The sequence below is a fragment of the Kitasatospora sp. NPDC043950 genome (genome assembly GCF_056435345.1).
The window spans coordinates 1-22,267 of the sequence record NZ_JBWKER010000030.1 but is presented as its reverse complement, the minus strand read 5'-3'; the positions used below and the strand labels follow the sequence as shown (position 1 = coordinate 22,267).

22 protein-coding genes are annotated in these 22,267 nt (G+C 73.1%); 9 read left to right on the top strand and 13 right to left on the bottom strand.

Annotated elements, in window-relative coordinates:
- Nucleotides 1–478 precede the first annotated feature (478 nt).
- Entirely contained in the window at nucleotides 479–1,150 is a 672-nt protein-coding gene (locus tag AC07BF_RS20920) for a hypothetical protein (RefSeq protein WP_363586924.1), read from the top strand.
- Nucleotides 1,151–1,578: 428 nt separating this feature from the next.
- Here AC07BF_RS20920 and AC07BF_RS20915 read toward each other — a convergent pair whose 3' ends face one another.
- Nucleotides 1,579–2,967 (bottom strand): protoporphyrinogen/coproporphyrinogen oxidase, encoded by a 1,389-nt coding sequence (locus tag AC07BF_RS20915; RefSeq protein WP_363627665.1) that lies wholly within the window; start codon nucleotides 2,965–2,967, stop codon nucleotides 1,579–1,581.
- A 388-nt stretch (nucleotides 2,968–3,355) separates the two neighbouring features.
- Here AC07BF_RS20915 and AC07BF_RS20910 point away from each other — a divergent pair, with 388 nt between their 5' ends.
- Genes AC07BF_RS20910 through AC07BF_RS20900 form a run of 3 tightly spaced genes read left to right on the top strand, consistent with a single transcriptional unit; the run spans nucleotide 3,356 to nucleotide 6,535 of the window.
- Nucleotides 3,356–4,222 (top strand): methyltransferase domain-containing protein, encoded by an 867-nt coding sequence (locus AC07BF_RS20910; protein ID WP_363586926.1) that lies wholly within the window; start codon nucleotides 3,356–3,358, stop codon nucleotides 4,220–4,222.
- The gene (locus AC07BF_RS20905; protein WP_478333729.1) at nucleotides 4,219–5,232 is read left to right on the top strand and encodes a (-)-delta-cadinene synthase; all 1,014 of its coding nucleotides are present in this window, start codon (nucleotides 4,219–4,221) and stop codon (nucleotides 5,230–5,232) included. Before AC07BF_RS20910 ends, AC07BF_RS20905 begins: the two co-directional genes overlap by 4 nt.
- On the top strand, nucleotides 5,216–6,535 hold the full coding sequence (locus AC07BF_RS20900) for a cytochrome P450 (RefSeq protein ID WP_478333728.1): 1,320 nt from the start codon (nucleotides 5,216–5,218) through the stop codon (nucleotides 6,533–6,535). Before AC07BF_RS20905 ends, AC07BF_RS20900 begins: the two co-directional genes overlap by 17 nt.
- Nucleotides 6,536–6,604: 69 nt before the next feature.
- Here the strand turns inward: AC07BF_RS20900 and AC07BF_RS20895 are convergent, their stop codons facing one another.
- Nucleotides 6,605–7,255 (bottom strand): dihydrofolate reductase family protein, encoded by a 651-nt coding sequence (locus AC07BF_RS20895; RefSeq protein ID WP_478333727.1) that lies wholly within the window; start codon nucleotides 7,253–7,255, stop codon nucleotides 6,605–6,607.
- A gap of 144 nt (nucleotides 7,256–7,399) precedes the next feature.
- A complete protein-coding gene (locus AC07BF_RS20890; RefSeq protein WP_478333766.1) occupies nucleotides 7,400–8,209 on the bottom strand; it encodes an EamA family transporter in 810 nt (269 codons plus the stop codon).
- A gap of 138 nt (nucleotides 8,210–8,347) precedes the next feature.
- On the opposite strand from AC07BF_RS20890, the gene AC07BF_RS20885 reads away from it, so the two are divergent.
- Nucleotides 8,348–9,253: a LysR family transcriptional regulator gene (locus AC07BF_RS20885; protein ID WP_478319111.1), complete on the top strand. Its 906-nt coding sequence runs from the start codon at nucleotides 8,348–8,350 to the stop codon at nucleotides 9,251–9,253.
- 58 nt (nucleotides 9,254–9,311) lie between these two features.
- Here the strand turns inward: AC07BF_RS20885 and AC07BF_RS20880 are convergent, their stop codons facing one another.
- Both AC07BF_RS20880 and AC07BF_RS20875 read right to left on the bottom strand, forming a co-directional pair.
- A complete protein-coding gene (locus AC07BF_RS20880; protein WP_478333726.1) occupies nucleotides 9,312–10,124 on the bottom strand; it encodes an SMI1/KNR4 family protein in 813 nt (270 codons plus the stop codon).
- A 97-nt stretch (nucleotides 10,125–10,221) separates the two neighbouring features.
- Nucleotides 10,222–10,851: a TetR family transcriptional regulator gene (locus tag AC07BF_RS20875; protein ID WP_363586931.1), complete on the bottom strand. Its 630-nt coding sequence runs from the start codon at nucleotides 10,849–10,851 to the stop codon at nucleotides 10,222–10,224.
- A gap of 68 nt (nucleotides 10,852–10,919) precedes the next feature.
- Between AC07BF_RS20875 and AC07BF_RS20870 the strand changes: the two genes are divergently transcribed.
- The 3 genes from AC07BF_RS20870 (at nucleotide 10,920) to AC07BF_RS20860 (ending at nucleotide 14,754) form a co-directional block, all read left to right on the top strand.
- Nucleotides 10,920–12,443 carry an FAD-dependent monooxygenase gene (locus AC07BF_RS20870; RefSeq protein ID WP_478333725.1) on the top strand — a complete coding sequence of 508 codons (1,524 nt, stop codon included), beginning with the start codon at nucleotides 10,920–10,922 and terminating at the stop codon, nucleotides 12,441–12,443.
- Between the two features lie 172 nt (nucleotides 12,444–12,615).
- On the top strand, nucleotides 12,616–13,194 hold the full coding sequence (locus AC07BF_RS20865) for a TetR/AcrR family transcriptional regulator (RefSeq protein ID WP_363586933.1): 579 nt from the start codon (nucleotides 12,616–12,618) through the stop codon (nucleotides 13,192–13,194).
- A gap of 168 nt (nucleotides 13,195–13,362) precedes the next feature.
- Entirely contained in the window at nucleotides 13,363–14,754 is a 1,392-nt protein-coding gene (locus tag AC07BF_RS20860) for a hypothetical protein (RefSeq protein WP_478333724.1), read from the top strand.
- 69 nt (nucleotides 14,755–14,823) lie between these two features.
- On the opposite strand, the gene AC07BF_RS20855 is transcribed toward AC07BF_RS20860, so the two are convergent.
- The 8 genes from AC07BF_RS20855 to AC07BF_RS20820 all read right to left on the bottom strand — a co-directional run bounded on the left by AC07BF_RS20855 (nucleotide 14,824) and on the right by AC07BF_RS20820 (nucleotide 19,720).
- Nucleotides 14,824–15,603 (bottom strand): SDR family NAD(P)-dependent oxidoreductase, encoded by a 780-nt coding sequence (locus tag AC07BF_RS20855; protein WP_363586935.1) that lies wholly within the window; start codon nucleotides 15,601–15,603, stop codon nucleotides 14,824–14,826.
- Between the two features lie 89 nt (nucleotides 15,604–15,692).
- The gene (locus tag AC07BF_RS20850) at nucleotides 15,693–15,914 is read right to left on the bottom strand and encodes a hypothetical protein (protein ID WP_478333723.1); all 222 of its coding nucleotides are present in this window, start codon (nucleotides 15,912–15,914) and stop codon (nucleotides 15,693–15,695) included.
- Nucleotides 15,915–16,013: 99 nt separating this feature from the next.
- The gene (locus AC07BF_RS20845; protein WP_478333722.1) at nucleotides 16,014–16,706 is read right to left on the bottom strand and encodes an SDR family NAD(P)-dependent oxidoreductase; all 693 of its coding nucleotides are present in this window, start codon (nucleotides 16,704–16,706) and stop codon (nucleotides 16,014–16,016) included.
- 100 nt (nucleotides 16,707–16,806) lie between these two features.
- Nucleotides 16,807–17,643 (bottom strand): helix-turn-helix transcriptional regulator, encoded by an 837-nt coding sequence (locus AC07BF_RS20840; protein WP_363627676.1) that lies wholly within the window; start codon nucleotides 17,641–17,643, stop codon nucleotides 16,807–16,809.
- Between the two features lie 191 nt (nucleotides 17,644–17,834).
- Nucleotides 17,835–18,071, bottom strand: a complete 237-nt coding sequence (locus AC07BF_RS20835; RefSeq protein WP_363586939.1) for a DUF6296 family protein — start codon at nucleotides 18,069–18,071, stop codon at nucleotides 17,835–17,837.
- A gap of 40 nt (nucleotides 18,072–18,111) precedes the next feature.
- Complete coding sequence (locus AC07BF_RS20830; protein WP_478333721.1) at nucleotides 18,112–18,492, bottom strand: STAS domain-containing protein; 381 nt, start codon at nucleotides 18,490–18,492, stop codon at nucleotides 18,112–18,114.
- 324 nt (nucleotides 18,493–18,816) lie between these two features.
- Nucleotides 18,817–19,146 carry a helix-turn-helix transcriptional regulator gene (locus AC07BF_RS20825; protein ID WP_363586941.1) on the bottom strand — a complete coding sequence of 110 codons (330 nt, stop codon included), beginning with the start codon at nucleotides 19,144–19,146 and terminating at the stop codon, nucleotides 18,817–18,819.
- 55 nt (nucleotides 19,147–19,201) lie between these two features.
- A complete protein-coding gene (locus AC07BF_RS20820) occupies nucleotides 19,202–19,720 on the bottom strand; it encodes a hemerythrin domain-containing protein (protein WP_363586942.1) in 519 nt (172 codons plus the stop codon).
- Between the two features lie 255 nt (nucleotides 19,721–19,975).
- On the opposite strand from AC07BF_RS20820, the gene AC07BF_RS20815 reads away from it, so the two are divergent.
- A complete protein-coding gene (locus AC07BF_RS20815) occupies nucleotides 19,976–22,156 on the top strand; it encodes a catalase (protein WP_478333720.1) in 2,181 nt (726 codons plus the stop codon).
- Nucleotides 22,157–22,267: the final 111 nt, after the last annotated feature.

Below are 22,267 nucleotides of genomic sequence, written 5' to 3'. Positions count from 1 at the left end.
GGCACCATGCGGTCCTCCTGGCCGGAGATGAGCAGCAGGGCGCCCGCCGTGCGTTCCCGGTGTCCACCCTCCGGCGCGGGTGTGCCGCGCCGTCCGCACAACGCGTGCAGTCAGGCACCGTGGATGAGGACGACGGGGGTTCGGGTCACGGAACAGTCCCTCCGCGGGGCGTCGGTGGGTACCCGGCACAGGTGTGTGCGGGAGCGGAAGGGACCAGGGTCGTCCATCGGTGCCCACGGCGGAAACAGTCGAATGACGTAACGTCACCGAACAATGTCCCCGACCATGTCGCCGACCGTGCGATGCCCTGTCGGCGCCGCCCCGCCGTGTCGGCGCTCCCTGCCCGCCCGTCGGGGATGGTCGGGAATGGTACTGCACGGCCCCGGGGGAATGCCGCACACTGCCGGCACCCTCCTCCACGGAAGCTCCGGCGTGGGTACCATGCGCAACGTCATCCATTACTAGGGAGTGAACGGTTGTGACCAGCCAACCAGCCAGCACGCTCCGTACGCGGCTCGTCGATCAGGCCGCATCGGATCTGGAAGAGAACCGTCGGCGTCAGCAGGAACTGGCCGAGGAGGCCAGGATGCTGAAGCAGGAGGAAGCCCTCCTGGTCGACATCCTCCGCCTCGCCGAACGGTACGAGGGCCTGTCGGAGCCCGCGCCCCTGCCCGAGCAGGCACAGGACGAGCCCGTGCTCACCGGGGCGAAGCGACGCCGGGCGTCCGCTTCGACCCCCGCCCGCACACCCGCGCCGCGCTCGCCGCGCTCGGCACGGACGGGAAAGACCGCGAAGACCGGGAAGACGGGGAAGAGCGGGGCCACGGCGCGGACGGCGCGGACGGTGCGGACGGGGAAGCCGGCACAGGCCGCCGCGGCCGGGACGTCGCGGCAACCCCTGCTCGGAGAGCTCTTGTTGTCCCTGCTCAGCGGTCACGACGAACCGCGCCTGGCGAAGGAGCTGCGGGAGGAACTGCTGGCGAAGCACCCGGACCGCGCCCCCACCCCGCAGGTCGTGCGCAACACCCTGGAGTCGCTCGTGGCCAAGGGGAACATCCAGCGCCACAAGCAGCAGCGGTCCGTGCTGTACACCCTCGCCGAGTCCGGCCGGCACGCGCTCGCGGCGCAGGAGGACGCTCAACGGCCTTGACCTCAACTGCCGTTGAGTACGGGAGGCCCCCGATCCCGGGCTTCTCCTCGCTCGGCGCCCAGGGACGCGTACGTGTGTCCAACGGCCTCGCGTATGACAGTCATGTGTCTCGCCGATGCGGTCACGTGACTGTCATACGTGTGAGAGAGCCGGCCGGACGTCGCTCCATCCGTGCCTCCGGGGCGGGCGCTCTCCGCCGCCCCGTCCTCATCGCGGACCGGCCGTCGCCACCCCCTCGCGCCGGAGCGGACGCTGCCAGCCCGTCGCCCGTGCCGTCTCGGACGCGGCAGGGGCATGCTCCTCCAGCCTGTTCAGGGCGTCCCTGAGGGCGACCCACGTCGTGATGCCCGGCTTGGGGAAGATGCGGTACAGGTGGGCGCTGACGGTACGCGGGGATGCCGCCCGCCGGGGAAAGGGCGTTGGTCGCCTCAGGTCGCGAGGGGCAGGTCCAGGACCCGGCGCGCGGCGCGTTCGCCGGTGGCGAGCGCGGCGTTGGTGGTGCTGTAGGCGAAGTGGTCCCCGGCCAGTTGGACGGGGGAGGCCGGATCCAGGCTCGCGGTGAAGGCGGCGAGGTCCCGGTACCCGCCGGCCGGGCGGGCGAGGACCGCGTTCTCCCAGCGCTGGACGACGGCCATCTCCCGGTGGTCGTCGATGTGGGCGGCCAGACCCGGCATCACCTCGCCCACGGCCGCGCGGGCGTCGGCGATCACCGTGTCGTCGTCGAGGGCCATCCGGGCGGCGTTCCAGTGGTGCCGGAAGACCAGGGTGACCAGGCCCCGGCCGGCGGGGGCCCGGCCGGGGCCGAGGTTGTGCTCGTACAGCGCGACGCACAGGTCCGGGTGCTCCCGGCGCGGCACGGCGACGCCCAGGGCCGTCTCGGCGGGAGGCCGACGCAGCCCGAAGGTGACGTGGACGTCGCTGGTGTACCGGACCCCGTCGAGGTAGCGGCGCTGGTCGTCGTCGAGGGTGGTGACGATCCGGGCCGCGACCGGGGCGGGCACGGCCACGACGCAGGCGCGGGCCCGCTCCGTCCGGACCTCGCCGTCCCGCTCCCACACCACCACGGCGCCGCCCCCGTTCCCGTCCCGGCGGACCTCGGTCACGTGGGCGCCCAGTTCGACACGGGTGCCCGGGGCGCGCATCACGGGGGTGTCGAGGAGGTGTCCGGGGAGGCTCCCGACGCCGCCGTCGAAGGTGAAGCTCGCGGCCCCGAACGTGCCCCACATGATGCAGAAGGCGCCGACGGCGGCGACCTCCTCGGCGGGTACGAGGAACTGGGTGCTGCACAGGGGCTCGATCAGGTAGTCCAGGAGCTCCCGGTCGAGCCTGCGCAGGGCGTGCTCCCGAGCGCTCTCCCCGTCGATCCCGGCGGCGCCGGACATGTCCTCCCAGCGCAGCCGGCGGCGGGCGGCCGCCAGGTCGCGCAGCAGGTTCAGCGCCTTGAACTTGGCGCGCCACCCGAGCAGTCCGGTCCGCAGGAGTCCCGAGGCCTGGACGAGTGAGAGCCGGTGCACCCGGCCCTCGCGCAGCACGCCCAGCTCGTCCGAACACGGGAGCATGCGCGTGGCGAGCCCCGCGTCCTCCAACAGTCGGATCATGGGCGCGTAATTCCGGGAAAGCCAGCTCGCGCCGCGGTCGACGCGATATCGGACGTCTCCGACCGGCACTTCGCGGGTGGACATCCGGCCTCCGACGTGGTCCTCCTTTTCGAACAGAGTGACGTCGCAACCGGCCTGGCGCAGCCGAAAAGCGGCGGCCGCTCCCGCGATTCCGGATCCGACCACGATCACGCGGTCCTCACGGTCCTTTTCGGCCATGTGGCGCCTCCTCGGACATCCCGGTTCCCCGGGTTTCTTTTCGCGTGGGCAGAAACACTCTGGGACGACGCGGAGTTGTCCGTCAACCCCACCGGACCTCCTGCGGCACGACCACCATGGCGCTCGTGCCAGCACCTTGACGCCCCGTTGACACCCGTGGACACCGGTGTTGAGATCGATGCGAATCGAGGGCGGCGGCGGTGCGCCGCCGTCACCGTCGCCGTGTTCACGGCCTCCCACGCCAGAAACCGCGAGAAACCGCGAGAAGCCACAAGAAGCCGCGAGAAGCGAAGCACGAAATCCGGTGCGCCGCACCGAACGGACTGGCGTGTCGCCAGGGGGCGGTACAACGGCACTGATCCAATCGGCGAGGAAAAGGAGGTACCGCATGCGGAAGGAACCGCCGACGGAACGCGAACTCCCGGCGTACGGGGACGAAGTCCTCGCCTTCGCCCACCCCGCGCAAATGGAACGTCTGAACGCCCTGGCCGATTTGTGCGATCCCGCGACGACCGGCGATCTGGCGCGTTGGGAATTACCGGCCGGGGCCCGTTGTCTGGAAATCGGGGCGGGGGCCGGGACCTTGGCCCTGTGGCTCGCCCGCCGTCACCCCGAGGGCGAGGTGACGGCCACCGACACGGACCTCCGCTTCCTCGCGGGCCCGCGCCACCCGGCCCTGCGGGTGCTGCGACACGACGTGCGCACCGAAGGGTTCCCGCCCGACACCTTCGACCTCATCGTCGCCCGCAGTGTCCTGTGCCACCTGCCCGATCGCGCCTCGTTGCCGGGGCGCATGGCGTCCTGGCTGAAGCCGGGCGGCCGCCTGTACATCGAGGACCCCTCGTTCTTCCCCTCCGCCTCCTCCCCCGATCCGGTCGTGCGGCGTCTCGGGGCCGCCGTCACCACCACCCTGGCCACGACGCTCGGCAGCGACGTGGCGGCCTGGGCCCGGTCGTTCCCCGCCCCGCTGCGGGGGCTGGGACTCGGCGAGGTGGGGATGCGGGTCCACTGCCCGACGCTGACGGCGACCAACGCGGCGGGGCGGGCCTGGGCGCTCTCGATCGCCGATCTCCTGCCCGCGATGGCACGCTCCGGCGCCCTCGGGGAGGCGGAAGGCGCCGAGGCGCTGGCCCACCTGCGCCGCCCCGGGTTCGTCGACACGGCGCACGCGATGATCGCCATGTGGGGCGTTCGCCCGGCGCGACGCCAGCCGGAACGACAAATGGCGCGACAACCGAAGGCGGGGGCCGCATGACGATCGACGTGCTCAAGGGCTCCGCGATCCGGGACGTCCCGGCCCGCCACGGCGACCACGCCGGGACCGCCGACGCGCAGACCCTGCGGTGGGTGGAGGCCGCCGGCCTCTGCGAGACGTCGGCGGAGCTGCGCAACCTCGCGCGGATCCGTCCCGGGCTGTTGGCGGCGTGGTGCCATCCGCGGGCCGACCGGTCGGACAGCGCCCTGGTGGCGATGTGGATGGCCTGGCTGTTCCTCCTCGACGACCGGATCGACGAGGGCGACCTGGGGCGTGACGCCGATCGCCTGGAGGAACACCTGCACGAGCCGCTCGGCATCGTCTCGTACGGGTCGGTTCCCACCTCGCCCATGGGGCGGGCCCTCGCGGAGATCATCGAGCGGGCCTCGGACGCCATGCCCGACGCCTGGGTCCTGAGGTTCCGTCGTCACGTGGCCGACTACCTGTCCGGCTGCGTCTGGCAGGCCGCCCACCGGCAGGCCGGCCACGTCCCGTACCCGGACGGGTTTCCCGCCTGGCGCCGGGCCTTCGGAGCGATCATGCCCTCGTTCGACCTCGTCGAGCGAACGGACGGCTGCTTCCTGCCCCCGTCCCTGTACTACTCCCGCCCCTTCCAGGAACTCCTCGTCGCGGCGGCGGACCTGGTGTGCTGGACCAACGACCTGATGACCGTGGACAAGGAGGCCGCCCAGGGCGACCCCCACAACCTGGTGCTCGTCACCGCCCACCACGGCGGCATGGACCGGCACGCCGCCACCCTCCTCGTGACGGACGCCTTCGAGGACCGCCTGCGCGCCCACGCGCGGGCCCGCCGCGAACTCACCGGCCTCGCCCGCGCGCTCGCCACGCCACCCGCCCTCCGGCGGCAGGCCGACCACTGCGCCGAGGCGCTCCTCGACTGGGCCCGGGGCCACCTGGAATGGGGCCTGAGCACGCCCCGGTACCGCACCGGAACGACAACAACCGCGCCTGCGCCCACGGGAGAGGACCACCATGCCGACACCCCCTGACCCCACCGGCCGCCGCCCGGCCCGGGTGCCGGGCGCCGTCCCGCTCCTCGGGCACGCGATCCGGCTGGCCAGAGCGCCCCTGGCCTTCCTCGACGCCCAACGCCGCTACGGGGACGTGGTCGAGTTCCGCATCGGCCCCCGGCCCGCCTACCTCCTCAACCACCCCGACCTCGTCATGGCCCTGCTGACCGGACCCGGGGGACGCTTCGACCGCGGCGAGATCTTCACCAAGTCCCGTCCCCTGTTCGGAACCGGCATCGCCGTGGCCGACGGCACCCACCACCGGGACCGCCGCCGCGTCGTCCAACCCCTGCTGAGCGCCGCCCGCCTGCCCGGATACCTCGACACCATGGCCGAACTCGCCACCGCCCGGGCCGACTCGTGGCACCACGGCCAACGGATCGACCTCAACGCCGAGATGGCCGAACTGACCCTGAACGTGGTCGCCGCGACCCTCTTCGGCCGTCCGCTCCCCGCCGGCGCCGCCTCCGTCGTCCACCACGCCCTGCCGGTCGTCGTGGCCGGACTGGGCCGCAGGGCCTACGGGCCCACCGCCGCGTTCCTCGACCGGCTGCCCGGCCCGGAGCGGCGCAGCTACCACACCGCCCTGAACGACCTCCACGGCGTCGTCGACGCCCTCATCGACGCGGACCCGCACAACGCCGCCCTGACGCACCTGTCGGTCGGCGCCGACCGGCGGCAGGTCCACGACGACGTGACCTCCCTGCTGGTCGGCGGCTCCCACACCAGCGGCGCGGCCGCCGCCTGGCTGTTCATCCTCCTCGCCCGCCACCCCGAGCTCCGCCGCCGGGTCCGCGAGGAGGTCCGCCGGGTCGTCGGCGACCGCCCCGTCGAGCCGACGGACCTCCCCGCGCTCGTGCTCACCCACCGCGTCGTCCAGGAGACCCTCCGGCTCTACCCGCCGATCTGGCTGTTCCCCCGCCGTACGGGCAGTGCGGTGGAACTGGGTGGCCACCGACTCCCGCCCGGGGCCCAGATCTTCTACAGCCCCTACGCCCTGCACCGGGACCCGCGCTGGTACCGCAACCCGGGCGCGTTCGACCCCGACCGCTGGGACCCGCAACGGCACCCCGCTCCCCCGCGCGGCGCCTACCTGCCCTTCGCCGCCGGTGTGCACGGCTGCCCCGGCGGCGACTTCGCCCTGGCGGAGCTCACCCTCCTGACGGCGGCGGTCACGGCCGCCTGGCACGTGGACCCGGTCCCGGGCAGCCGCCCCCGCCCGATGGCGGCGGCCACCCTCGGCCCCGCGCCCCTCACCGCGACCGTGACCGCTCACTCCTGAGCCCGCCCCTGAGTCCGCCCCTGAGCGGCCGGTCACCCGGGCGTCGGCCTCCCAGCGCGGGCCCTCACGTCACCTCCGCCAGAACAGGTGGTGCGTCACCCCGCTCGGGCTGGGCACCACCTCCAGGTGGAACCGGTCCAGCAGCTCGTCGGGGGACTCCCAGAGCCGTAGCCCGGGGCCGAGCTCCACCGGCGACACCGCCACGTGCAGGGTGTCGACGAGGTCGGCGGCGAGGAACTGCCGGATGGTGCCGACCCCGCCACCGAGCCGGACGTCCTTGCCCTCCGCGGCCTCCCGCGCCCGGGCCAGGACCGTGGCCGGCTCGCCGTCGACGAAGTGGAACGTGGTGTCGGAGAGCGTGAACGACGGACGCTCGTGTTGGGTCATGACGAACACCGGGGTGTGGAACGGGGGTTCGTCACCCCACCAGCCGCGCCACTCGTCGTCCTGCCAGGGCCCGCGCTGGGGCCCGAACTTGTTGCGGCCCATGATCTCGGCACCGATGTTGCGCGCGAAGTCCCGCGTGAAGTAGTCGTCGAGGCCCCGGCTCCCCCCGGGAGCCGTCCGCATGGGCCAGCTCGCCGTGGCCCCGGCCCAGGCGAACAGCTTCTCGGGATGGTCATGGCCGAACGGCCGCTCGAAGCTCTGGTGCTCACCGGCACCGGCACCGACGCCGTCGCTGGAGACGTTGAAGTTCATGACTCTGAGCAGTTGGTCCACGTGTTCCCTCGTCAGGTCTCGTCGTCGCGTCACTGTGCGGCAAGGCGTCGCGTCACCGTGCGGCGAGGCGCCGCACATCATGACGTCGCAGCGGACGCGGCCGAATCGACATCGGCCCGAAACTTCTTCTCGGGGTCCTGCTCATCACTCGGGGTTGGTGGGGGCGGTGGTGACGGCGACCGCGTTCGCTCCGACGATCACCAGCATGGCGAGCCAGGCCGCCGCGCCGAGGTGCTGGCCGAGCACGACGAGGCCGATCAGCGCGGCGAAGACCGGGTTGACGCTCATGAACACACCGAAGAACTGCGTGGGCACCCGCCGCAGCGCCAGCAGATCGGCCAGGAAGGGCACGGCCGAGGACAGCACGCCGGCGGCCAGCGCGCAGGCCAGGGCGGCGGCGGTCGGGGGACGGAGCCACAGCACCACGATCCCGACGGGAAGGTAGAGCACCCCCGAGAGCGCGGCGGCGGCCGAGCCCTCCAGCCCGGGCAGGCGGCGGCCGACGACACGGTTGAGCAGGATGTAGCCGGCCCAGCACACCGCCGCGAGCAGGGCCAGGGCGATGCCCGGGTAGTCGGTGGACGGCGAGGGCCGGGCCAGGACGACCACCGCGGCCGCGGCGGCCACCGCGCACAGGGCGTCGAGGCGCCGGCGCGAGCCGACCAGGGCCACCGCGAGCGGACCGAGGAACTCCAGGGTGACGGCCAGCCCGAGCCCGATGCGGTCGATGGCCGTGTAGAGGGACAGGTTCATCACGGCGAACACCACCGCGAGCCCGAGGACCGGACGCCACTGCGCCGCCGTGAACGACCGCGGCCGCGGCCTGCCGACCGCCCACAGCACCCCGGCGGCCACCCACTGACGGACGGCCACCACACCCGCGGGGCCGATCACCGGGAAGGCGAGCGCCGCCATCGACGCTCCGGCCTGGTTGGACAGGCCGGATCCCAGCATCAGCGCCACCCCGGCCAGGCGCCCGTCACCCCGGGCGGTAGCGGCGTCGTGAGAACTCTTCAGCACCATGCCCTCCACAGTGGAGCCGACGCAGCCATACGCAAAATGCATTCACCGGCCCATTGATACGCTGGTCGTATGGATGAGCGACGACAAAGTCCCGCCGATCTGGAACTGAAGCACCTGCGCTGCCTGGTCGCCATCATCGACACCGGCAGCTTCACCGACGCCGGCCCCGAGCTGGGCATCTCCCAGGCCGCCGTCTCCCGCAACCTGCACGCCCTGGAACAGTTCCTCGGGGTGCGGCTGCTGCACCGCACCAGCCGCACGATCGCGCCCACGCCGGCCGGCGTGCGGGTCCTCGCCCGCGCCCGCGTCCTGCTCGCCGGCGCCGACGACCTGGTCGAGGAAGCGACCGCCGGCCACGCCCGGCTCCACCTCGGCCACGCCTGGTCCGCCTTCGGCCGCCACACCACCGACTTCCAGCGCCGCTGGCACGAGCGCCACCCCGAGGTCGAGCTGCGCCTCGTCCGCCACAACTCCCCCACCGGCGGGCTGGCCGAAGGCATGTGCGACCTCGCCGTCGTCCGCGCCCCGCTCGACCTGAAGCCCTGGTCACACGCCCTGGTCGGCCACGAACACCGCATCGTCGCACTCGCCTCCGACGACCCGTGGGCCCGCCGGCGCAGCATCCGCCTCGACGAGATCCCCGCCCGCACCCTCGCCATCGACCGCCGAACCGGCACCACCGCCCTGAACCTGTGGCCCGAGGAGCAGCGGCCCGCCGTCATCTACACCCACGACATCGACGACTGGCTCGCCGCCATCGCCACCAGCCGCTGCATCGGCGTCACCCCCCAGGCCACCGCCGCCCAGTACCGCCGCGACGGCATCGTCTACCGCCCCCTGCGCAACGCCGCCCCCGTCCCCGTCCACCTCATCTGGCGCCGCCAGGACCCCCACCCCGCGACCCACGCCGCAGTCGCCCTCGCCATCGACCTCTACCGCGAGAAGCCCGACTCCCCGCCGCCCCCGCGAAAGTGACAGCGGCACCCCAGCAGGGCCGCCTCGCTCTCCCGGGCACACGAGATCCGTGACAGGGCTACGGCAGCGGGCCGAGGTCGCCTTCGATGACGGTCTCCGTGATCAGGGGGCGCTCCCAGAGGGTCAGGAGTTCGTTCGCGAGGGCCATGATCGGGCGCAGGTCGTGATCGCTCGGGGCCTCGATGGCGGCGGCCGACAGGCCGCGCGGGACGGCGCCGGCGTCGAGGAGGCAGCGCCAGTCCTCCGGGGTCAGCTCCAGGAACTCCAGTCCGGTCAGCCGGGCGACCTCCCGGGGGTCGGTGAGCGCCCCGGGGCCGGCGTAGAGGGTGCGGAGCCGGGGCAGCCCGACGAGAGGGTTCAGACTGACCGGTTCGCCGCGCCACCCTCCGAGGGTCAGGACCTCCAGGTCCACGGACGGGGCCGACCTCGCCCCGGGCACCGGCTCGGGCAGGCGCCGCCACGGCTCGGGCACCGCGCCCTCGACCAGAGTGAGCGCGCCCGGGTGGGCGTTGCCGATGCCCGGGTCGACGGCCGGGCCGTGGTCGAACAGATGGAGCACCGCCTTCCCGCTCGGCGGGATCTCCGCGGCGAAGGCGACATCGCCGATCCCGGCCTCGGTGAGCGCGGCCCGGACGCGGTCGATCGCGTCGTGCGCCTCCTGGTTGTCGGACACCAGCATGGCGCGCCCGGCCTCCGGGAACCGCATCCTCACCGGCACGCTCCACCCCTGCCGGCCGATCAGCCCCGCCACCTCGCCGCCCGGCGCGGCGAGCGCCTGCGCGTGGTCAGCCCGCAGGAGCCGCAGCAGGGGCTCCCAGGTCGCGAAGTCGTACAGCGAGGACGACGACGGCAAGGACGACGACGAGGACAACGAGGGCCTCCAGCAGGTCCGGTGATCACGGCAGTGGCGATTATGGCGCCCGCCCCCGACAGTTCGGAGTGCTCCGGGAGGCCGATGCACCCGGGCCCTACCCGTGCTGCCCCAGTCCGTCGCGCAGCAGGGCGAAGGCCCGCTCGGCGGCGCGGACGGCCTCCGGGTAGTGGTCGTCGGCGGACGTGCCGTCGGCCAGGCGTTCCTGGTTCATGACCGCCAGTTCCCGCTGCACCACGATCACCTGGGTGGCCACGAGACGGGCGTCGAGCGGGTCGACGTCGGCCTCCAGCAGTGCCTCGGCCAGCTCGTCGCTGCCGCGTGCCGCGTAGCGGATGATCCGTGCCGCCAGGCTCTCGGTCTCGACGATCATGCGGAGGAAGGCCATCACCTCGGGGTCGTCGCACAGGCCGGTGTTCGGGTCGCGACGGGCCAGGGCGTCGAGCATGGCCGCGCGCAGCGCCTCCAGCGGCGGCTGGCCGGCCGGGCGGGCGCGCACCGTCCGGGCCGCTTCGCTCTCGTGGTCGGCGAACCGCTGGAGTACGAGGTCTTCTTTCGTCGGGAAGTACGCGAAGAGGGTCCGCCGGGAGACCTCCGCCGCCTCCGCGATCTCGGTGATCGAGACCTGGTCGAAGCCCCGGTCGAGGAAGAGGCGGATCGCCGTCGCCGCGATCGTCTCCCGGGTGCGTTCCTTCTTGCGTTCCCGCAGGCCCATCTGCTGATTCATGCACTCAGTCTACCTTGTGGTAGACTGAGTGCAGAATTGCACCCAGTTTCTTCTTTCGGGAGGTCATCGTGCGAACCGAGGTCATCGTGGTGGGGGCGGGCCCGACCGGGCTGATGCTGGCGTACGAGCTGACGCTGGCCGGAGTGCCGGCCGTCGTCGTCGAGAAGCAGCGCACCCACAGCACCCAGTCCCGGGCGGGCGGACTCCAGCCGCGCACCGCCGAGGTGCTCGACCTGCGCGGGCTGCTGGAGCCGCTGCTCGCGCGGGAGCCGTCCGACAACACCACCGGCGGGCACTTCGCCACCCTGCCGGTCGAGCTGGACTGCCGGCCCTGGCGCACCCGGTACCCCCACCCGGTCAACGTTCCGCAGATCCGGCTGGAGGCCCACCTCGAACGGCTCCTCGGCGAGCAGGGCGTGCCCGTGCTCCGCGGCCACGAGGTGACGGCGGTCGCGCAGGACGCGGAGGGGATCACGGTCACGTGGCACGCCGACGGCACCCCGGGCGGCGGTGACGCCCCCGACGGCGGTGAGGTCCGGGGCGACGGTGAGATCCGGGGCGGCGACGGTGAGATCCGCGGCCGCTACCTCGTCGCGTGCGACGGCGGGCACAGCACGGTCCGCCGGCTGCTGGGCGTCCCGTTCCCCGGCCGGGAGCGCCGGATGTCCGCCGTGGCGGCCGACATCACCCTCGCCTCCCGGTCCGAGACGGTCCCCACCGAGCGCAAGCACTTCAGCCAGTACACCCGCGTGGCCGGCGGCTTCCACTCGATCCTGCACCCCATCGGCCCGGACCTGTACCGGATACTGTTCGGCAGGCTCTCCGGACAGGGCCCGGACCGCGAGACGCCGGTCTCGGCCGACGAGGTCCGCGAGGCGCTGCACGCCGTGTACGGCCCCGACACCGAACTGGGTGAACTGCGCGCCGCCTCCCGGTTCGGCGACGCCGTCCGCCAGGTCGAGCGCTACCGCGAGGGCCGGGTGTTCTTCGCCGGGGACGCGGCGCACATCCACATGCCGATCGGCGGCCAGGGCGTGAACCTGGGCCTCCAGGACGCGGTCAACCTGGGCTGGAAGCTCGCCGGCACGATCCGCGGCTGGGCGCCCGCCAGCCTGCTCGACAGCTACCACGAGGAGCGGCACCCCGTCGCCGCGCGCGTGCTGCGCCACACCCGGGCCCAGGCCGTGATCATGAATCCCGGCCGGGACGAGGAGCTCGGCACGGTCCGCGAGCTCGTGACCGAGCTGCTGGGCCTGCCCGACACCAACCGGTACGTCTCGGGCATGATGTCCGGCCTGGACCTCCGGTACCCCGGCGTCGGCCCCCGGCTGATCGACCTGGACCTGACCACCGAGGACGGCCCGACCCGGGCGAGCCGGCTGATGCGCTCCGGCCGGGGCCTGCTGCTCTCCCTCGACGGCAGGCGGCGGTCGGTCGGCGACCGGTCCGACCGGGTCGAGCACGTCATGGCGAAGACCGACGAGGACGTGGACGGCGCCGGCGCCCTCCTGGTCCGCCCCGACGGCTACCTCGCCTGGACCGACACCGACGGCACCCCGCTCGACACGGCCCTCGCCCGCTGGTTCGGCTGAGGCCCCGGGCGGTTCGTCGGTGCGCCACGATCCTCGGCGCGCCGACGGACCGCCCGTCGCGCTGTCGTCACCTGCCGCACGGGGCGTCCGGCGGTTCTGCGGAGGCCTCGCCCGGGAGGAGCGCGGCTCGCTCTATCTGGAGCATCCGATCCAGATAGGCTACGGTGAAACCATGGCAAGGACCCGGGAGTTCGACACCGAGGCGGCGGTGAGCCGCGCCATGGAGCTGTTCTGGACGCGCGGCTACGAGGCGACCTCGGTGCGCGACCTGACCCAGCACCTGGGGATCGGGCAGGGGTCCCTGTACGCGGCGTTCGGCGACAAGGCCGGCCTGTACCGGGCCGCGCTGGACCACTACCGCGCCACCCTCGCGGCGGATGCCCTGCGCAGCCTGGAGGAAGGGGCGGACGCCCGCTCGGCGATCCGCACGATGCTGATGGAGCGGGTCCGCATCGCCGCCGAGCACGGCGGCCGGGGCTGCCTGGCGGTCAATGCCGCCTGCGAGCGCCTACCGGGGGACGCGTCGATCCGGCGCACCGTACGGGACATGCAGGATGTCAGCCGGGACGCGCTCGCCGAGGTGCTGCGGGTCGCGGCGGAACGGGGTGAGATCGCGGCGCGGCACGACCCGCAGAGCCTCGCCGCCTTCTTCGTCACCTTCCTCAACGGGCTGCTGGTCTCCTCGAAGATCACACCGGACCCCGAAGCCCTCGCACCCGTCGTGGAGGTCGCGCTGACCGCCCTCGACTGATTTTTTCATGTCCGCAATCTGTATCGCACGATCCAGATAAGGGGCCTGGCCCCGCATCCGCGGAATCCGCCGCTCCATCCCTGCTCCATCGAAACGCTCCACTCCTGCTCCATCGAAACGCTCCACCTCTGCTCGATCGCAACGCTCCATCGACACTTCGGAGGACCCGTGCCCATCGCACCCACCCCGAGTACGCCCGCCCTCGGCGGCAGCCGCTGGAACACCTTCCCCGCGGCCGGCACCGCCCTGACCGCCCGTGAGTTCTTCACGGCCACGGAGCCGCTGCTCCAGGGCGTCATCGATGACAACGCCCTCACCGCCGCCGACGGCGAGGTGCTGGAGGCCCAGATCCGCGCGACCCTCGCCCTCGGGACCCGGGAGACCTCCCTGCCGCTGACCGTCGGACCGGGCAGCGCCCCGGCCGCTCGCGAACTGGGCGCGCAGGCCGAGGAGATCGGCCATGAGCTCGCCTCCTGGGCCGCCGCGGCCCTGGAGCGGCTGCTCGCCGACCGGATCGCGCTGCCCGCCGGCCCGCTGGTCGTCCGCAGCCACTGCTACGGCCACCTGCTCACCCCTCCCGCGACCGACCTGCTCCTCGGCCGCCGTGGCGGACCCGTCACGATGCAGCTCTACAACGAGTGGCTGCACCAGGTCGTCCTGCTGCGCGACGCCCTGCTGCCCTTCACCAACTGGCAGGACGTCCCGCTGCTGATCACTCCGACCGGGCTGCGGCACATCGAACCGGCCCGGGACGCGTTCCTCACCGAACTCCTGGTCCGCCGGATCCGGCACGCCAGCATCGTGGCCTTCGCCCGCCACGCCGTCACCGGCACCTCCGGCAGCTCCGGCTCGTCCGGCACCCTCGGCGCCCCCAACCCCTCCGGCCCGGCCGGCTACGGCTTCGAGGCGAGCGGCGGCACCGCCCTGCCGGCCGTCCTCGACCAGCCGCCCCTGACCGCCCCCCGGTACCTGCTGACCTGGCGTCCCGACCCGGCCGCCGACGAAACCGTCACGCACGTCGCCGAGTTGCGGGACTACTACGCCGCGCCGCGCACCCTCGTCGAGCACCTGCCGCCCGCCACCGCCGCACCGGGTCCGCTCACCGGCCGCATCACCGGCCGCGTCGTCGCCGGGCCGGTCGCCGGCGGGGCCCGCACCGCCGCCATCGAGCTCACCCACGACGGCGCCACCGCCCGCGTCGACCTCGGCCAGGCCCTGCGCGGCCACCGCTTCGCCCACCGGCCGGACGGCGCCACGGGCGACGTGCCCGCCGACGCACCGGTCGCCGACGCACCGGTCGCCGACCCGCCCGCCGCCGCGGACGTGTGGACGGCCCTGCGCGCATCGGGGCTGGTGTGGACGCAGGCGGGCGACGCCGTCCTGGACGCCACCGGCCAGGGCGACCTCGTCGTCCTGGCCCTGCTCGGCCGGCTCTACCCGGAGAACGTCACCCTGCACCCCGCCGACCGCCCCGTCACCCACCCCGCCGAGCGGGCAACCGCCTCCGGCAACGGCCCGAGCCGGCTGGTGGTCCGAATAGATCCGCCGCAGGCCGACTGACGCCCGCGCCACGAGAGGAAGCACCGCCCCTCGGTAACCGACGCCCGGCCACCGAGGGGCGGGTACGGGTCAGCCGGCCCGGTAGCGGGTGGCGAGTTCGGGGCTCTGCGCGCCGAACGCCGCCAGCTCGGCCCGGAAGACGGCATCGAGCAGGCTCGCGTCCTCGACACCGGGCGCGCAGACGACCTCGCCGAGTTGCAGGCCGCGCAGGGCCGCGGTGACGACGTCCTCGGCACTCATCCTGGGTACGGCGCTGAGATCGAGGCCCTGGCGCTCGTGGAACTCGGTGGCCACCACCCCCGGACAGACGACCTCGACCTGGACGCCGGTGCCTTCGAGCTCGGCGGACAGGGTCTGGCTCATCGCGACCAGGTGGGCCAGGGCACCGGCGTAGACGGCGCGGCGGGGCAGCTGGGACTGCGGGGCGGGTCCGCTGAAGGCGATCATGCCGGCCACGTTGATGATCGCGCCCCGGCCGCGCTCCTGCATGCCCGCGACGGCGGCACGGGTGAGCAGGGTGGGGGCGAGAACCTTGACGTCGACCAGTTCGCGGGCCAGATCCGCGGGCAGGTCGGCGAGCGGCATGTAGTGGGCGACGCCCGCGTTGTTGACCAGCAGTGTCAGCGGTTCGGCCGCGCAGATCCGCGCCACGGTGTCGATGCCCTCGCCGGTGGAGAGGTCGGCGGCCACGGATCGCACCTCGACCCCGGTGTGGGCGGCGGCGAACTCCTCCAGCCGCTCCCGGCGCCGGCCGACCAGCACCAGGTCGTAGCCGTCGCCGGCCAGCCGCTCGGCGAATGCCCTGCCGATTCCGGAGGTGGCGCCGGTGACGAGTGCGAGGTTGCTCATGGGCGTCGTTCCCTGTCGGTAGTCGGCCGAGGCGGCCGGAGTGCGGGTCTCGCGGCGTCACGAGGGTGCTGTCCGTGGCTGATCGATCGTCAGTGGGTCGGGGGCCCGTACCGGGTGGCTACTGCGGTGATCGCGATGAGGACGGTCGCCGTGACCGCGATCGTGGCCCAGGCGGGGAGCAGCGGTCCTGCGGGGAGGACTGCGGACACCAGGTCGAAGAAGAGCTCGAACCAGCCCGCCCGGTACCCGTGTCCGGCCGGGGACGGATCTGCGGGCCCGGCCGGGGCCGGCATCCCGGTGGAGTCGTTCACCGCTCCAGGGTGGTGATCGTGCCCCGGCCACGGGGTGCGGCACGCCGTGGCCGGGGCGAGACCCCACCGGTCAGCCGTGTGACCCCGCGGTCACCACGGTCACCACGGGATGGAGCCCTCCTCCTCGAAGAACCCTCCGGTGGGGCCGTCGGGGGCGATGGTGGCCATCCGGACGATGATCTTGGCGCACTGCTCGGCCGACACGGTGCCGCGGGGGTTGAAATCGGTGGCGGCGGATCCCGGGTGGACGGCGTTGATCCGCATGTCCGGGAAGGCGTTGGCGTACTGGACGGTGATCATGTTGACCGCGCTCTTGGACGAGCAGTAGGCCACCATCGGGAAGGTCGCCTCAAGGCCGGCGGGGTCACTGCACCGGGCGAGGGAGCCGCCGCTGCTGCTGACGTTCACGATGACGGGGTGGTCGGCGGCCTCCAGCAGCGGCAGGAAGGCGTGGGTGACGCGGACGAGGCCGAAGACGTTGGTGGCGTAGACCGTCTCCATGTCGTCGGCGGTGATCTCGGCAGGCGGGTTCCACCTGCCCGGGACGCCGGCGTTGTTGACCAGGACGTCGAGCCGGCCGGCCTCCTCGCGGATCAGCCGCGCGGCGGCCTGGACGGACTCCTCGCTGGTGACGTCGAGCTGCACCGCGCGGGCGCCGATCCGCTCGGCGGTTTCCCGGCCCCGTTCCAGGTCGCGCGCACCGAGGTAGACGGTGTGTCCGGCCCCGGCCAGTTGGCGGGCGGCCTCCAGGCCGATCCCGCGGGTGGCTCCGGTGATGAGTGTGGTCGTCATGGCGTGCTGTGAAGGCGTCGGGCCCTCGTGATCCGGGGCTCCTCGCGCCTTCACCTCCTTTCCGGGTGGGTGGGACCGCACGGTCGCGCCGTGCGCGTTCCTACGGTGTGCTCAGGGCTGTGAGCCGTTGCCTGCTCTCCTCGTCGGCGGCGGGCATGACCGCGAGGAACTGGTCGCGTTCCTGGGCGACGGTGAGGACCTGCCAGTCCAGCCGGACCTCGCCGACGACCGGGTGCAGGATGCGCTTGCTCCCGAAGCTCCTGCCGGAGACCCGGTACGTGGTCCACCAGTGCTGGAAGTCGGAGTCCCCGGCGCTCAGCTCGGCGACCAGTTCGGCGAGCCTGGGGTCGCTGGGGTAGCGGCCGGCGTCCATCCGCAGGTAGGCGACGCACTCGCCCGCCGACAGGTCCCAGTCCGGCACGCGCTCGCGCGTCCGCGGGTCGAGGAACGTCAGCCACAGGTAGTTGCGGTGTTCCTCGGGAACCGCGGCGAAGTCGAGCAGCAGCTCGGCCGCGAGGTCGTTCCAGGCCAGGATGTCCATGAACCGGCCCAGGACCACGGCGGGCGTGGTCCGCAGATCGGCCAGTACGGCCAGCACCGCGGCGGGCACGACCTGGTGCTGTGAACGCCGCTGTCTGCGGGCCGGGGCCAGGTCGGCCAGCTGGCGCAGGTAGTCACGCTGGTCGTCGTCCAGCAGCAGGGCGCGGGCCAGCGCGTCCAGGACACTGCCGGACGGTGCGGGCAGCCGGCCCTGTTCGAGGCGGGTGTAGTAGTCCACGCTGATCCCGGCCCGCCCGGCCACCTCCTCCCGGCGCAGCCCGGCCACCTTGCGCGACCGTTCGTACGCGGGAAGTCCGGCCTGTCGGGGGGAGACCTCCGCGCGCCGGGCACGCAGGAACGTGGCGAACTCCCGGCGCTTGTCGTTGTCCGTACTCACACCGGCCACTGTGCCAGGGCGCCGCGCGAGCTGGGAGGACATGTTTTTCCCTGGAAGAACGTGTCCTCCCGGCCCCGGCCCGCGGCAGCGACCATGGGTGGAACGGCCTGCGGCAGGACGGTTTCAGGCGCGACGGACGCCCCCACGCCTGCCGGGGTGGCCAGCGGGTCCACCAGCGGCCCGGAGTGCGGTCAGGGCATGGGAACGGCTTCCAGGCAGGGGTGGATGGTTCCGTACTCGGCCGGCGCGGCGAGGACTTCCGCGATGGTGCCCCGGATCTGGACGCGGAACAGGCCGGTGGCGTCCTCGTAGACGGGCTCGCGCGCGGGGCCCAGTTGGTCGGTGAGGTGCACGATGACGGTGTGCGCTGCGGCGTGGGCGCCGGGCGCGCCGGGCAGGGCGATGGCGTAGCGGCGGACGGGGTCCATGGTTCTCGGCTTGCGGTGGTGCGGGGTGGCCCGCGAGCGGTCAGGGGTCTGCGTTCTCGGTGTGCGGGGGGCCGACGGGGCGTTCGGTGGCGGCGGGGGTGAAGAGGCCGGTCGTCTCGGTGATCGCGAGCAGGCGCTCGACCTGGGTGCTGGCCGCGGTGATCGCGAGGGTGCGGTCGGTACGGTGCGCGGTGCTGCGCAGGCCCAGCAGGAGGTTGAGGCCGGAGCTGTCGCAGAAGGGGACGCCGGACAGGTCGACGTCGAGCCCGGTGCCGCTGGCCTGCAACGCGCGTCCGAGGGTCTCGTCCAGGCCGCCGGCGACGTCGAGGTCGATCTCGCCGTGGACCGTCGCACGGACCCGGTCCCCTTCGACGGCGAGCCGGACCAGCAGGCCCTCGGCGACGTGCAGGTCTGTGGGCACGCTCCCATTGACCGGGGGCGGCGCGGGGGGTGGAGGAGTCGGGGTCGGGGCAGCGGAACGCGCCACGGGCGGCTTACCGCGCATGGTCTCTTCTCCTGCCTGTGAGCCGTGGGACGACATCTCCAGCGTCTGCCGAATCCCTTCTCACGTCAACCGATACGTGAACGGAAATTCGTCAATGGCAATGCGTGCAATCGGGTTCGGCCATGCGTGTCATCGGCGCGCCCTCGGCGTGCCCTCGGCGTGCCCTCGGCGTGCCCTCGGGTTCCTACGAGAGACCGAGCACGCCGTGCCGGCCGAGGGGCGGGTGGGCGGGCGGAGCGGTCAGCGCAGCAGGACGGCCAGCAGTTCCGCCAGCGTCGGGCCGCTGTCGGCGGGGTGGCGCAGCTGCTTGCCGTCGAGGACGCGGTAGACGTTGGAGCGTCCGACGCGGTGGTGGCTGAGATAGCCCGCCGCTTCGAGGTCGGCGATGATCCGCTGGACCGCTCGTTCGGTCAGCAGGCAGCTGGTCGCTATGTCGCGCACCCTGATGCCCGGGTCCCGGGCGATCTGCACCAGGACGCGCGCGTGATTGGTCAGGAACGTCCACTGGCGCCCGATTGCCGGCTGTTCTTCCACGCCCTCAGGATAGGACGGTCGCGTTGGCTGAGACATGAGAGGAATTCGCGTGCTCCTTCCCGCTTTTCGTGGTCGCGGCGTCGCACCGTCGTCAGCCCTCGATCGCGTTGGCGATGCGGTGGAGCACGCCGCCACTGGACGGGCGGCGCGGCGCGGTCTCGCGCATGGCCTGCATCCGCTCGCCGATCTCCTGGAGTTCCTTGCGGCCGAATGCGGCCCGGACCATCGGGAACCAGGAGCCTTCCTCCTGCTCGATGTGCCGGTCGACCGCGTCGATCAGGACGGCGGTCTTGGCGTCGTAGCCCTCGTCGCCGGGGCTCATCCGGCTCAGCTCCTCACAGAGCAGGTCGGCGACGTGGTGTTCCTGCCGGGCGCGGTCCATGTCCTCGGCGAGGCCGGGAACCTCCTGACGGATCCTGGGGTAGACCAGTTCGTCCTCCAGGTAGGTGTGGACGGTGAGCGCCTCCACGATCCGCTCGACCGTCTCGTGCCGCGCGTCGCCCCCACCGTCTCCGTCCCCGTCCCCGGCGGCGAGTTCCCGGTACTGGCGGAACAGGCGGCGGACTTCCTTGTGGTCCTCCCTCAACAGGACGATGGCATCGTTCGACATTGCTCGTCTCCTCACTCAGAGGCTTCCCCTCCCGACCCAGGCGTGTCCCCCGAGGCTCCTTCGTCAAACACCGCACTGAAACACCGCACTGAAACACCGCGCGCCTCTGCCCAGCACCGCTGACCTCCTGCTGCGGCACCGACGGCCGCTCGCGCGCGGTTTGCCGGGCCACCCACCGGGCAGCCGCCCCGCCGACACGAGCCGGGGGCCGCCGGCCCGGCCGCCCCGCGCCGTTCCCAGGACGGAGATCGCGACATGCCCATCAACCCCGAAACCCCCCAGCCCGAGCCGCCCGCCGACCCCGGACCCGACGCCAAGAACGCCACGGACGCCACGGACGCCACGGACGCCAAGAACACCACCGACGCCAAGGACGCCGCACTCGACGCCTTCCGCGCCCCCGACCCGGACGGCCCGCTCACCACCGACCAGGGTGTGCGCGTCGACGACACCGACAACTCGCTCCTCGTCGGCGACCGCGGCCCCACCCTGCTGGAGGACTTCCACCTCCGCGAGAAGCTCACCCACTTCGACCACGAGCGCATCCCCGAACGCGTGGTGCACGCCCGCGGCGCCGGCGCCTACGGCTTCTTCGAACCGTACGAGTCGCTCGCCGGGTTCACCTGCGCCGACTTCCTCCAGGAGGCCGGGCGCCGCACCCCGGTGTTCGTGCGCTTCTCGACCGTGCAGGGCCCGCGCGGCTCCGCCGACACCGTACGGGACGTCCGCGGCTTCGCCACCAAGTTCTACACCCGGCACGGGAATTACGACCTGGTGGGCAACAACATGCCGGTGTTCTTCATCCAGGACGCCGTCAAGTTCCCGGACTTCGTCCACGCGGTGAAGCCCGAACCGCAGAACGAGATCCCCACCGGCGCCTCCGCGCACGACACCTTCTGGGACTTCTGCTCGCTCCAGCCCGAGTCCACCCACATGCTGATGTGGGTGATGTCCGACCGGGCCATCCCGCGCAGCTACCGGATGATGCAGGGCTTCGGTGTGCACACCTTCCGCCTGGTGAACCGGGACGGGCGCGGCACGTTCGTCAAGTTCCACTGGCGACCGCGGCTCGGCGTCTGCTCCCAGGTGTGGGACGAGGCCCAGATCACCGCCGGGCGGGATCCGGACTTCCACCGCCGGGACCTGTGGGAGGCGATCGCGGCGGGGGACTTCCCCGAATGGGAGCTCGGTGTCCAACTGGTCACGGCGAAGGACGAGTTCGCCTTCCCCTTCGACCTGCTGGATCCCACGAAGCTGATCCCGGAGGAACTGGTGCCGGTGCGCCCGGTGGGGCGGATGGTCCTCGACCGCAACCCGCAGAACTTCTTCGCCGAGACCGAGCAGGTGGCCTTCCACACCGCCAACGTCGTGCCCGGGATCGACTTCACCAACGACCCGCTGCTCCAGGGCCGCAACTTCTCCTACCTGGACACCCAGCTGATCCGCCTGGGCGGCCCCAACTTCGGCCAACTGCCCGTCAACCGCCCGCTGGCCGACGTGCGGACCAACCACCGCGACGGCTACGGCCAGCAGGTCGTCCACCCGGGGACGAGTTACGCACCGAACTCGGTGGGCGGCGGCTGCCCGTTCACCATGGGCGGCGGCCACCTGCCGGAAGGGGTGTTCCAGCACTACCAGGAACGGGTCAACGGCAGGGCGATCCGGCGGCGCAGCCCCAGCTTCGCCGACCACTACAGCCAGGCCGCGCTGTTCTGGCGCAGCATGGCGGGCTGGGAGCAGCGGCACATCACCGCCGCGTTCGCGTTCGAGCTCGGCAAGGTGGGCGACGAGGAGGTACGGCGCCGGATGGTCGGCAACCTGGTGCGCGTGGACCCCGACCTGGCGGCGGAGGTCGCCCGGCGCATCGGCGTGCCCGAGCCGCAGCCGGCGCCCGAGGACCGGGCGGCGGCGAAGGGCGGCGAGGCGGCGGGCTCCCGGGTCTCCCCGGCGCTCAGCCTGGAGAATCTGCGCGGCAGCGGCATCCGTACCCGCAAGGTCGCCGTGCTGACCGCGCCCGGGGTCGACGGAGGCCAGGTGCGGGCCGCGCACGAGCGGCTGGGTGCGCAGGGCGCCGTCGTGGAGACGCTGGCCGCGCACGGCGGTCACGTGGCCGCCCGTGGCGGTGACCCTCTGCCGGTGGACCGCCCGCTGCCCACCACCGCCTCGGTGCTGTACGACGCGGTGGTGGTTCCGGACGGCGCCGGGCCCGCGCTGGCCGCCGATCCGGACGCCGTCCGCTTCCTCGCCGAGGCGCTGCGCCACGGCAAGCCGGCGGCGCTGCTCGGCTCCGGCGTCGAACTGGCCCGGGCGGGCGGTTGCGACGCGCCCGGGGGCCTGGCCGGCGTCACGCTCCACGACCTGCGTGAGCCGGCGGATCCGGCCCTGTGGGACGGCTTCGCCCGGCTGGTCGAGCAGCACCGCTTCCCGGAGCGCTGACGCCGCAGCGGCGCCACGGACGTGGGGGGGGGGGGGGGGGGGGGGGGGGGGGGGGGGGGGGGGGGGGGGGGGGGGGGGGGGGGGGGGGGGGGGGGGGGGGGGGGGGGGGGG

What these genes read in the sequence shown, in the direction of transcription:
- AC07BF_RS20915 (WP_363627665.1), bottom strand. Translation starts at nt 2,967, where the DNA reads ATGGCCGAAAAGGACCGTGAGGACCGCGTGATCGTGGTCGGATCCGGA.
- AC07BF_RS20910 (WP_363586926.1), top strand. Translation starts at nt 3,356, where the DNA reads ATGCGGAAGGAACCGCCGACGGAACGCGAACTCCCGGCGTACGGGGAC.
- AC07BF_RS20905 (WP_478333729.1), top strand. Translation starts at nt 4,219, where the DNA reads ATGACGATCGACGTGCTCAAGGGCTCCGCGATCCGGGACGTCCCGGCC.
- AC07BF_RS20900 (WP_478333728.1), top strand. Translation starts at nt 5,216, where the DNA reads ATGCCGACACCCCCTGACCCCACCGGCCGCCGCCCGGCCCGGGTGCCG.
- AC07BF_RS20890 (WP_478333766.1), bottom strand. Translation starts at nt 8,209, where the DNA reads ATGCTGGGATCCGGCCTGTCCAACCAGGCCGGAGCGTCGATGGCGGCG.
- AC07BF_RS20885 (WP_478319111.1), top strand. Translation starts at nt 8,348, where the DNA reads ATGGATGAGCGACGACAAAGTCCCGCCGATCTGGAACTGAAGCACCTG.
- AC07BF_RS20875 (WP_363586931.1), bottom strand. Translation starts at nt 10,851, where the DNA reads ATGAATCAGCAGATGGGCCTGCGGGAACGCAAGAAGGAACGCACCCGG.
- AC07BF_RS20865 (WP_363586933.1), top strand. Translation starts at nt 12,616, where the DNA reads ATGGCAAGGACCCGGGAGTTCGACACCGAGGCGGCGGTGAGCCGCGCC.
- AC07BF_RS20855 (WP_363586935.1), bottom strand. Translation starts at nt 15,603, where the DNA reads ATGAGCAACCTCGCACTCGTCACCGGCGCCACCTCCGGAATCGGCAGG.
- AC07BF_RS20845 (WP_478333722.1), bottom strand. Translation starts at nt 16,706, where the DNA reads ATGACGACCACACTCATCACCGGAGCCACCCGCGGGATCGGCCTGGAG.
- AC07BF_RS20835 (WP_363586939.1), bottom strand. Translation starts at nt 18,071, where the DNA reads ATGGACCCCGTCCGCCGCTACGCCATCGCCCTGCCCGGCGCGCCCGGC.
- AC07BF_RS20825 (WP_363586941.1), bottom strand. Translation starts at nt 19,146, where the DNA reads ATGTCTCAGCCAACGCGACCGTCCTATCCTGAGGGCGTGGAAGAACAG.
- AC07BF_RS20820 (WP_363586942.1), bottom strand. Translation starts at nt 19,720, where the DNA reads ATGTCGAACGATGCCATCGTCCTGTTGAGGGAGGACCACAAGGAAGTC.
- AC07BF_RS20815 (WP_478333720.1), top strand. Translation starts at nt 19,976, where the DNA reads ATGCCCATCAACCCCGAAACCCCCCAGCCCGAGCCGCCCGCCGACCCC.